The following is a 10,896-nucleotide window of genomic DNA, read 5'->3' on the forward strand; positions in this document are numbered from 1 at the left end:
CGACCGAACCTCATTACTATAGAACGATTTGCCGTAACTCGCGCGTACGGATGCCGCGTGGCCGCTCGGATGCTTACGCCTAAAGTCGTCGCCAACACGGAACAGATCGAACCTGCATCTGGGCGCATTGGTGCGGAGATACTGTACCAACCCGATCTACATCCTTGTCGATAAAGGCGTCGTCGGCAGTGACCGCCTCGTGGTCAGGAGGCCATTTGAAAGCGCGACGTGCCTGCGTCATCGAAACGAAACTGCCCCACCAGGTCCCGCAGTTTACGAGTTTCCGCAGCCAGCGCCAGGGAGGCCGCCGTGGACTGCTCAACCATGGCTGCATTCTGCTGGGTCGTCTGATCCATGGTGTTGACGGCTCTGTTGACCTCGACCAGACCAACGGACTGTTCCTTCGCAGCCGTCGCGACTGCATTCATGTGCTGGTTGATTCCGGAAATGCGCTGTCCGATTTCGTTGAGAGCGACGCCGGTTTCGCGAACCAGCCGCACGCCGCTTCCAACTTCGGCAGAGGATGTATTGATCAGCGCTTTAATCTCCTTGGCGGCTGTCGCCGATCGCTGCGCCAGTTCACGAACCTCCTGGGCAACGACTGCGAACCCCTTGCCGGCCTCTCCAGCGCGCGCAGCTTCGACACCGGCATTCAGCGCAAGCAGGTTAGTCTGAAACGCAATCTCGTCGATGACACCAATGATGTTTGAGATCTGTTGCGAGGAGCTTTCTATCCGCTGCATCGCTTCCTCCGCCTGGCGTACCACGTCGACCGAACGAACAGCTCCATGGTCAGCTTCCGTCGCAGCGGCACGGGCCTCCTCGGTGCGCTTGCTGGAATTGCTGACGTTTGCCGTGATCTCATCGAGCGCGGCGGCGGTCTCTTCTAGCGAGGCAGCCTGACGCTCCGTGCGGTTGGCGAGGTTATTGGCGCCGGATGAAATCTCCTGCGTGCCACCATCGATAGCCGAAATTGCCTGAGAAATCGCCATCAGTGTTCCGCCCAACTGGGTCAGTGACGAATTGAAATCGTGGCGAAGGCTCTCGAAATCCGGCGAGAACGGTTCGTTGAGTTGGAAAGCAAGGTCTCCTGAGGCCAGGCGCTTCAGACCACCGGCCAGGCCGGAGGTTGCAGCTCGCAGACGCTCGGCCGCGTCGGCTTCGGCCTTCTGCTGGGTCGCCATGCGATCGTTCTCTGCTTGCTGTCGTGCACGCGCGGCATCCATCTCGAGCGCGCGTTTGGCAATCGCCCCCTTGCGGAACACCTCCACGGCGGCGGCCATGGTCCCTATCTCGTCCTTGCGACCAAGACCGGCGCAAATCACATCCGTATCGCCATCAGCGATATTCACCATGCCTGACGAGAGCTGAAGAATGGGCGTCGTCACGGATCGACGAAAGAAGGCGAAAAGTGCGATGGCCAGGATCAGCGTCAGTCCGAGAATGGCTTTCAGTGTGTAGTTGATGTTATTTGCGGTCTGAGTGCTCAGGTCGGAGATAGATGTGGTCAGTGTCTCGATTTGATCACCGGCATGCTCCATCGCACTTTCCAGCTTAGAGAACTGCGCCATGAAATCCGGTAGCGCATTCATCGCGTCAACAGGGGTTCTCTCCGCCGCCGTCACCATGTTGGTCGCGCTGTCGATATAGGTAAGAAGCGGGGGCTCAACGCTTGCCAGCGCCCTCTGCGTAATGGGATCTTTCGCCAGCACCTTGTTCTCGTCGATCACGTTGCGGAATGAGGCAACATGTTCCGCAAGGTCCGCTTTGACCTGCTCGAACTTTATACCGGCGGCAGGATTGGAGGCATGCAGTGCGGCAAGAACATCGGCGCGAAGAGCATCATGCATCATGTCGGCCTGCATATGATTGCGAAGGATCTGCCCGGATCTGGCGATATCGACAGCATCCGCATTCATCATCGACGCCGACCAGATTCCGACACCGGCCGCGCCCCCGGCTATGACAAAGATGGCGGTGCTCGCAGCGGTAATCTTATGTTGGATTGATGCCATCGTGTGATCCCCATATGAGGGCCAAGCATGTTAGATTACCCTTAAGAAGCAGTAAACCATAGATTTACTGCTATTCGTGCAGCGCTCTGAAGCTCTCCTTGCGACAATCAAAGACGGTTTTCCAATGGGCGAAATCGCCTTAGAGTCACCGCTATCTCACGACAACCGTTGGATCAATTCCTGTCGGGGTAAACACCGCAGCTTAGGGTGCACGAAAGGCTCTCACCGGCGGCGCCGCGCCAGGTTCCCTGAGCCCGTTGCCAGATCTCCTCCAGCAACGCTCAACGGCTACTGCATGTTTCGATTCAAAGGAATACAGACTGGCTGTTCTGTATGTCCAACATTATGAGAGGTCTGAACGGAACGGCTTTCGTGTAATGTATCGAACCGATAAAGCATGCACACCGTGCATCTCGCGAATGGCTATGTTGCTTTGCGGGCAGCGGCTTGTAGGTCTCTCGGGCAGATACCGTATCGCTTGCGAAAGGCCCTGCTGAAATACGCCGGATCATCGAAGCCGAAATCGAATGCAATCTGCGTGACCGACATGGTGCCATTGCCCAGCATAAGGGCGTCCTTTGCACCCTCCAGGCGGCGTTCTGACAGGTAGCGCGAGAATGTGGTCCCTGTCCGCTGAAAAAGCTTTTGAACAGCTCTCGCTGAAACACCTTGTTGTCGCGCGACATCGGCGACTGAAAACGTGCTTTCCGCGAGGTTTGCCGCAATCGTGGCCTTGATTACCGTCAGCCGGTCCGGATTGGCCCGCTTTGTGTCGGCGGCAAGTTCAGCCACGAGAACGGGCAGCAACTGGTAGAAGTGGCGGACCATCATGTCGGCGTGGCTGTCGTTCTGTCGCTGCTGCTGCAACATGTAGCCGGCGTAGGTGATCAACAGTTGCAACGGCAGGCAGCTAGCGGAAATCTGCTTCATGAGAATGGCGGAAAGCTGCGTATCGGACGCATTCACGACGTGGCCCGGGAGATAGGCACAATCGAAACGCCCGCCGAGCGGCAACTCGATAGTGAGCGGCGCGTCCGCCATCGCGAAGATGACATCGCCTTCACGCGCCTCGACATGCCGTTGGCGCTGTTCGACGACAAGCGGCCCCTGCATTGCACGCATGATGACGAGGCCCGATTCGGAGAGCCCTGTCGTCCAGAAGCGCACGGCCGTTGCCGGCAGGTAAAGGGTCGTCAGGGAGAGCCCGAGCCTGGCGAAGAACAGGCCGGATGCCTTTTCAAAAATGGTATCGGACGCGACATCGATATCGCCGAGCATTTCCCGCAGGACAAGCCGCCAGAGGCCTTCCGGATATTCTGCACCTTTCGTTGCGCCGAACTTCAGTGGGGTGACCTGCCGGTTGTGACGCACTTCAGAAAAATCCGATTTCGTTCGTTTCTGTCCAAGTCATGTTCGCGTCAATCTGCGCAATTCACCCGAGACGCCTATAAACATGACTAAATTAATCTTGTTTGGCAATCGACCTTGATTAGGTGATTGTCAATGTCTCGGGGATGAACTCATGCGTTTGGAACTTCGGTTTGGTGTCTCGTTGGTGGCCATGGTTGCGGCGCTGCCGGCCTATGCGCAGGACGCGCTCGATAGGACACAAGCGACCGCGCAGACCAGCAGCCATGGCGCGACCATGCTCGAGGCCGTCACGGTGACAGGCAGCCGCGCACCGCAGCAAATCTCCGAAACGGCAAAGACGATCCATGTTGTCTACGCCGAGAAAATCCAGAGCCGCGCGCGGTCCGGCGAAACCCTGCAGCAGATCCTCGCCCAAGAAATTCCCAGCTTCGACCCGGCAAGCTACGGTTCACGCACGTCATACGGCCAGAACCTACGCGGGCGCGCCGCGCTGGTGCTGATCGACGGTGTCTCGTTGAATTCCGCGCGTGGGGTCAGCCGGCAGTTCGATTCGATCGATCCATTCAACATCGAACGCGTAGAGGTTCTCAGCGGCGCCACATCCATCTATGGCGGCAATGCCACGGGCGGCATCATCAACATCATCACCAAGAAGGGCAAGAATGCAGAAGAGGGACTGCACGCCGAGGTGACGGCGGGTGCGCAGAGCGGATTTGCCGGCAGCGGCGATCTGGACAAGAACGCGGCCGCCGCAGTGACCTACAAGAGCGAGGACTGGGACGCGCGTTTTGCAGTTTCGGGCCTTGGAACGGGTACATTTTATGACGGCCGCGGCAATTTGCTGATGCCCGATATCACGCAGACCTCGACCGCCGACAACCGCAGCCTCGATCTGATGGGGTCAATCGGGTATCAGATCGACGCCAACAGGCGCCTTGAAGTGACGGGACAGTTTTTCGACAGCCGTCAGGACTCCGAATACGGCGTGTACTTCGGGCCGTTCCTGGCCGCGCTTTCGGATCCCAGCCTCTTTGAAGCGCGCAGCGGCTACAGTTCCGATTTCAATCCCCGCACACGCCGCACGATGCTGAATGCGACCTACACCGACGACGATTTCCTGGGGCAGAGCCTGATGCTGCAGGCTTTCCACCGGTCGGAGAAGGTGCAATTTCATCCCTTCCCATCATCCACCTATTTTTATGGCAGTTCGCAAGACACGGACTATTATGGCGTCAAGGCCGCGCTTGCGGCCGAGCCCACGGATGGCCTGCGCATTACCTATGGTGTCGATGCCGACCGGGATTCCTTCTCCTCCCGTCAGAACATCTTTGACCTGATGACGGCATTGACCTCGGGAGCGATGGACTTCGACACGATCGGCGTGACGGGATTGTATCCAGCCCTCGATGTCAGCACCGTCGCGGGATATGTGGAGGCGTCCTATGAGGTCGACGACGCGCTCACGGTGAACGGTGGCGTCCGTTACCAATATGTCGACACGAAGGTTGGCGACTTCATCGGCGCCCAGCAGCAGATCGCCATTCTCCAGGGAACGGCCACCTCGGCCGACGCCATTCCCGGCGGTTCGGTGAGCTACGACGCGGTCCTATTCAACGCCGGCGCGACCTATAGCATTACGAACACGCAACAGGTTTACGCGAATTTCAGCCAAGGCTTCGAACTGCCAGATCCCGCGAAATATTACGGCTTCGGCGCATACTCGCTGGCAGGCGGTCATTATACGCTGACCAACAGCGTCAATGTTGCGCAATCGGCTCTCGAGGCGATCAAGACCAACTCCTTCGAACTCGGTTATCGGCTTGATGAGGGCGACTATCGTTTCGATACAGCCGCCTTCTACTCCTTGTCGGATCGATCCATCACGCTGAACCGCACGACGCTCGCCGTGGAAATGCAGGACCAGGAGCGGCGTGTCTACGGCATCGAAGGCAAGGTCGGCGTCGATCTCGCATACGGTTTCGAAATCGGCGCGCTTGGCCAGTGGGTCCGTACGCAGGTAAAGAGCGACGCAGGCTGGAGCAACGACAGTGTCGGATCGGCAAGCGTCTCCAAGCTCGGCGGCCATGTCGGCTGGCGCGGCGAGGTGCTTAGCCTGCGCCTGCAGGGCCAGCATGTCTTCGACCTGACCGACAAGGACGATTATAAGATCGACGGCTACACGCTCTTCGACCTCGTCGGCGCCTATCGCTTCGAGGATACCGCGACGACTGTGAATTTCGGCGTCCATAACCTTTTCGACAAAAAATATACGACGATCTGGGGCTCCCGTGCCAAGGCGCTCTACGGTGCTTTGGCCAACGAGGCGATCTTCGATTACAAGGGCCGCTCACGCACCTTTGCCGTATCGCTGACCAAGGCGTTCTAAAGTGTCGGTTCAAGAGCAAACACATGCGCGTCGAGGTCGGCTCTATGCCGTCCTCGGCGGTCTTTATCTCGCGCAGGGCATCCCGACCTACCTGCTGATCGTTGCGCTGCCGCCCTTGATGCGCGACGCCGGCGCGTCCCGTACGGCCATAGGTCTTTTCTCGCTTTTGATGTTACCGCTGGTGCTGAAGTTCCTGGCCGCTCCCTTTGTCGACCGTTTCTCGCCGCTGACGCGACTGGGGCATCGGCGCGGCTGGGTCATTCCGACCCAGCTTCTGGTTAGTGCCCTGATCGCATCGATGGCATTCTTCGATCCCTCACGGGCGGGGCCGCTTTTTGCAATCGGGTTGGCGATCACCGTCCTGTCGTCGCTGCAGGATATTGCAACGGACGGATACGCCGTGCGCCACCTCGACGGCGCAACGCGGTCCGTTGGCAACGCCATTCAGGCAGGGGCGGTCGCTTTGGGCGTCGTTCTGGGCGGGACGATGGCCCTTGTGCTGTTCGAGAGGATAGGCTGGACGATGACGATTCTCATCGTTGCAGCGCTGTCGCTCCTTCCGCTTGCCGCAGCGGTGTGGATGCGGGAGACGCGCGAGGATCAGCGCGCGCTTCCCGGTAAGTCCGTCGCGACACTGCGCGCGTTCTTCACGCGACCCAATGCATGGATCATCCTCGGATTTGCCCTGACATATCGTGCAAGCGAGGGCCTTGTGCGTGGGATGGAAGGTCCATTCCTTGTCGATATCGGCCTACCGGTTGCGTGGATCGGCTACCTCAGCGGCGGTACGGCAGCGACGGCAGGATTGGTCGGGGCCGTCATCAGTGCATTTCTCATCCGCAAGGCGGGACTTAAGACCGCACTTGTGACACTTGGCGTGCTCCGAACGGTCTGCTTCCTCGTTTTCACGCTTTGTGCAGCGCATGTCTTTCCCGGTCCGATGGTCGCCATGAGCGCCTCGGCCTTCCAGTCACTGATCCGCTACATGGAGCTCGTCGCCATCTATTCTCTCTTCATGAAAGCATCTTCAAACGATCAACCCGGCACCGATTTCACCATTCTTTCTTGTGCCGAGCTCATCGTTTATCTCGTCGGTTCGTCTCTTGCCGGCTTCCTGGCAGACCGCGTGGGTTACGCCATGCTGTTCGGTATCGCGACTTTCATCTCCTTCGCAGGAATCTGGCTCGCCTATCGTCAATTGGCGAAGCTCGAGCGCCAAGAATTGCCGGTTCGGCAGGCGGGCAAGGCATGACGCAAGCTGTGCAGACGACAGCCGACGTGCGATTGGCCAATCCCGATCATTTCCTGACGGTTTTTCTGGACCATTTGGAAACGCACGCTCATGTGAAACGCCAGTCGGGCGGTGCAGATATCACCAGCGAGTATGGGCATGTGCGCCTTCGCCGGTGTCCGGCAGGCTTGTCCATCGAAGCTACCGCGCCTACGGCATCGGAACTCTCCGTGATAAGGACCTTCATTGCAGATCACGTGTTCGAGTTCGCTGCGGACGCGCAGATCGAATGGTCCGGTCAGGGCTCGACCGACACCGTCCCGGCAAATTTCCAGGAGGTTTTCGTTCAACGCGTGGAGGCCGTTACACCGAGAATGCGCCGCGTCGTCTTTCGCGCCAGCCGCTTGTCGGCACTACTGAACTGGAGCCACCATCATGTCCGTTTACTTTTCCCGCCAGAGGGACGCGTGCCGCATTGGCCGCGCCAATCGACCAGCGGCCGTTTGAACTGGCCCGGCGGGGATGATGTGCTTTCCAGCCGCGTTTACACGATACGGTGGGTTGACGAACGGACGTCCACCTTCGCTGTCGATTTCGTGATGCATCACGAAACGGCGTCCGGTCCCGGCGTCGCGTTTGCACATCGTGCTCGACCCGGCGCGACGGTAGGTCTTGTAGGTCCCGGCGGCGGAGGAACACCCACGGGTAAAAAGCTGCTTCTTCTTGGAGACGAAACTGCGCTACCCGCGATCGCTCGGATAGTGGAGTCGGTTGCGGGACAGGCGACAATACAAGCAGTTGTCGAGGTCAACGATATCACAGAAACGGCCTATCTCTGTCCCGCGCCAAGCCTACAAGTCGATTGGTTACCTCGCAACGGCCGTCCGGCTGGCGATCCCACAATGTTCCTTGCAGCGTTGGAAAATCACGTCAAAGACAAACCGCAGCACCTCACCGTTTGGGCCGGATGCGAACATGGCGTTGCCGCCGAACTTCGCGCTCGTCTGTCGGCACGACTTTTAGACAACATCAAGACGTCGATAACAGCCTACTGGAAGCGCTCCACCACAAACGTCGTCGAGAGCGTTCATCAATAGGGTCAGATAAGTTCGCTTTTGCATGTATCTCGTGGTGCCCCGGCCAGTGCGTGCAATCTCCGCACACACAGCTGGGACAGAGCCACCGCGCGTCTCCGTCAAGACAGCCGTCTCAGCGACAAATTGAAAGAAGGGATACCGACCGATAGGTCGCTTTACGGATAGCAAGCCTGCCGACGGGCGGATACGTAGTATTCCGTATCGGGACCCGGCCTACGGGTGACCGCTCTGGGTCGCAAGGCCTTTGTCGATGCTTATCAGTTCAACGGCCAGCGCTATCGCAAGGTGCTTGCATCTCCCGTCCTTCAGCAAGTGGCGGCTGCGCGGCTGGAGGTCATCAACGGCAAAGAACGCCTCAAAGAAGAACATGGCCCTTATGCTGACCGGGTTGACACCCGGAAAAAGCACTTCATGACCGTGAGTGATGCCATAGGCCAATATTGGGAAAGTCATATCAGCGGTCTCTCGGAAAAGTCTCAGTACGCCTTTGTGAGATTTGTGGCGGGATCTCTGCGGCAGCAACCCCGTACCATTTCTCGTCGCGGCGAAAACAAGCGCAAAGCCTATTCCGATTTTGAACAGATGTTTGGTAGCCGGTCTTTCAAGGCAATAAAGGCCTCTGACATCGAGCAGTTCTTAAAGCCCGTCGCCTCCCCCAGCAAATACAATGGTGCGCTTAGTCGCGTATCAGGGTTGTTCAATTGGGCCATTCGCAGACCACTGATGGATATGCGCAACCCGTGCACGCCGATCCGCATGAGAAAAGTGGTGCGCCGCCGCCGCGACTACTCCACGGAGCAAATACGGAAAATCGCCACCCATATTTTCTATCCGCTGCTGGAGGCGCTGCCCGAGACCGATCATCTTGAAGGATTTGTGAAGCGGGATGCCGCCCTTGTCAAAGCGGGCGTCGCGATGTCAATCGGCTCGGAATGTTGACCCCTTATTGGAGTGCGCCCCTTGGGGTGGACAAGGATCAGGCTGCTGATTTGCCAGTCTGCCGGATGTGTTGATCCTCGAACTGTTGGGGGCTCAGGTAGCCGAGTGCTGAATGGAGCCGGCGCTTGTTGTAGACCTCCTCGATGAAGTGGGGAAGGTGTTCAGTGATGTCCTCGAAGGTTTCGAAGGCCATCGGATAGACCGCCTCGACCTTCAGCGTTTTCATGAAGCTTTCGGCCTTGGCATTATCGTACGGATTGCCGCGGCGACCCATCGAACCGATCAGGCCGTTGGCGACCAATGTGTCGCGGTAGAGCTCGGCAGCGTATTGCGAGCCGCGGTCGGAATGGTGAACCACGCCCGGCGGCGGGTTTCTCCTGTCAATGGCCGTCTTCAAGGCGGCCACCGTCAGCCGCGCGTCGATGGAGTGACCGATGGCGTAACCGACGATCAACCGCGACCAGGCATCGAGAATGATGGCGACGTGGATGAAACGGGTCGGCAGGGAAACATAGGTGATGTCGCTGGCCCAAAGCTGATTGGGACCGCTCGGGATGATGTCCTTCGCCAGGTTCGGGAAGATCGGACCATCGTGGTCACTGTCCGTCGTGGCAATGAAACGTCGCCTGATCTTCGGCCTCAGATCGTGTTCGCGCATGAGGCGACGAATCTTCTTGTGGTTCACGACAAGACCCTGCTGCCGCAGGGCCGCACCGACGCGGCGGTAGCCGTAGAACTCGAACTCGTCGCAGATCGCGAACATCGCTTCGACGATGGCGGTGTCGTCGGCCGGCCGTTCCGGGAGGTCATAATAGGTGGAGCGCGCGATTTCCATTAGCCGGCATCCTTCCGCGACGGAGATGCCGCAGGGCCGGTGATGACGGATGTAGTCCCGTTTTTCGGCCGCGGTGCGCTTTTCAGAGCCCCCTTTAGAAACTCCAGTTCCAGAGCCTGCTTGCAAACCAGCCGCTCCAGCGCCGCGATCCGAGCCTCGTATTCCTGGATGAGATCGGCGGCCTGCGCATCTTCGTCGAATGCGCCTTGCTCGTGCTTCTGAACCCAGATGCGGATAAGGTTGCGCGACACGTCGTGGCGTTTTGCCAGACCATGCAGCGTTTCGCCGGCGAGGAATTCCTGCGCGACCTGAAGTTTAAATTCGACGCTGTGACTGCGGTGCTTTGCCATGGGGCTTCTTTCCAAAACCCGGTAGGCTGGTCAATTCCTCATTCCAATCTGTCCACCCCAAGGGGCGCACTCCATATCGGCGTCCAATATTGGACGCCGGTCACCCCGCCAGAGGGGTCGATATTATACACGATGACGTAATTGCTGCCGGCATGTTCCAGTCTGCTCTGTAGTGGCAGACTGGTCGCGGTAACAACAGGAGGACATCACGATGAAGCAGTATGTCGGATTGGACGTTTCACAGAAGGAAACGGCTGTTTGTGTCGTTGACGAGAATGGCCGGCCGATCTTCGAGGGCCGGGCGAAGTCGGACCCTGGGGCCTTGGCTGCCCTGCTGGCAAAGAAGGCACCAGATGCGGATCGCGTTGGCTTCGAGACAGGTGCGATGTCGAGCTGGCTCTGGCATGAGCTGAAGCAGATCGGCGTGCCGGTGGTATGCATCGATGCGCGACACGCCCATGCTGTGTTGTCGGTTCGGATGAACAAAAGCGATGAGAACGACGCGCGCGGCTTGGCCGAGCTGGTTCGGCTTGGCCGAGCTGGTTCGCATCGGGTGGTATCGCGAGGTTGCGGTGAAGAGTGAGGCTAGCCAACGGGTCCGCTCGCTGCTGGTTGCGCGGTCCCGGCTCGTGACGATGCGACGAGATCTTGAGAATCAGGTCCGATCAATGC

At 58.6% G+C, this 10,896-nt stretch carries 8 protein-coding genes and 1 pseudogene; 5 read left to right on the top strand and 4 right to left on the bottom strand.

Translation table 11 applies throughout. The annotated features are described in order from the left end of the window. Positions 1 to 203: 203 nt before the first annotated feature. Positions 204 to 2,015 carry a methyl-accepting chemotaxis protein gene (locus MKI86_RS23620; protein ID WP_241605951.1) on the bottom strand — a complete coding sequence of 604 codons (1,812 nt, stop codon included), beginning with the start codon at positions 2,013 to 2,015 and terminating at the stop codon, positions 204 to 206. Positions 2,016 to 2,438: 423 nt separating this feature from the next. Next, positions 2,439 to 3,386: a helix-turn-helix transcriptional regulator gene (locus MKI86_RS23625; protein WP_241605953.1), complete on the bottom strand. Its 948-nt coding sequence runs from the start codon at positions 3,384 to 3,386 to the stop codon at positions 2,439 to 2,441. Between the two features lie 151 nt (positions 3,387 to 3,537). Here MKI86_RS23625 and rhtA point away from each other — a divergent pair, with 151 nt between their 5' ends. The 4 genes from rhtA (at position 3,538) to MKI86_RS23645 (ending at position 9,039) form a co-directional block, all read left to right on the top strand. Then, complete coding sequence (gene rhtA, locus MKI86_RS23630) at positions 3,538 to 5,772, top strand: TonB-dependent siderophore receptor RhtA (RefSeq protein ID WP_241605955.1); 2,235 nt, start codon at positions 3,538 to 3,540, stop codon at positions 5,770 to 5,772. Position 5,773: 1 nt separating this feature from the next. Beyond that, positions 5,774 to 7,024, top strand: a complete 1,251-nt coding sequence (locus tag MKI86_RS23635) for a RhtX/FptX family siderophore transporter (RefSeq protein WP_241605957.1) — start codon at positions 5,774 to 5,776, stop codon at positions 7,022 to 7,024. Beyond that, a complete protein-coding gene (locus MKI86_RS23640) occupies positions 7,021 to 8,100 on the top strand; it encodes a siderophore-interacting protein (protein ID WP_241605959.1) in 1,080 nt (359 codons plus the stop codon). Before MKI86_RS23635 ends, MKI86_RS23640 begins: the two co-directional genes overlap by 4 nt. A 219-nt stretch (positions 8,101 to 8,319) precedes the next feature. After that, on the top strand, positions 8,320 to 9,039 hold the full coding sequence (locus MKI86_RS23645) for a site-specific integrase (protein ID WP_241605960.1): 720 nt from the start codon (positions 8,320 to 8,322) through the stop codon (positions 9,037 to 9,039). Between the two features lie 37 nt (positions 9,040 to 9,076). Here MKI86_RS23645 and MKI86_RS23650 read toward each other — a convergent pair whose 3' ends face one another. Beyond that, positions 9,077 to 9,925 carry an IS3 family transposase gene (locus tag MKI86_RS23650; protein WP_241605966.1) on the bottom strand — a complete coding sequence of 283 codons (849 nt, stop codon included), beginning with the start codon at positions 9,923 to 9,925 and terminating at the stop codon, positions 9,077 to 9,079. Beyond that, positions 9,874 to 10,224 carry a transposase gene (locus tag MKI86_RS23655; RefSeq protein ID WP_241605962.1) on the bottom strand — a complete coding sequence of 117 codons (351 nt, stop codon included), beginning with the start codon at positions 10,222 to 10,224 and terminating at the stop codon, positions 9,874 to 9,876. The genes MKI86_RS23650 and MKI86_RS23655 overlap by 52 nt, the downstream gene beginning before the upstream one ends. 211 nt (positions 10,225 to 10,435) lie before the next feature. Between MKI86_RS23655 and MKI86_RS23660 the strand changes: the two are divergent. After that, positions 10,436 to 10,896, top strand: a pseudogene (locus MKI86_RS23660) (IS110 family transposase); the annotation flags it as partial.

It is taken from the genome of Shinella sedimenti (assembly GCF_022601905.1).
Taxonomy (GTDB): domain Bacteria; phylum Pseudomonadota; class Alphaproteobacteria; order Rhizobiales; family Rhizobiaceae; genus Shinella; species Shinella sedimenti.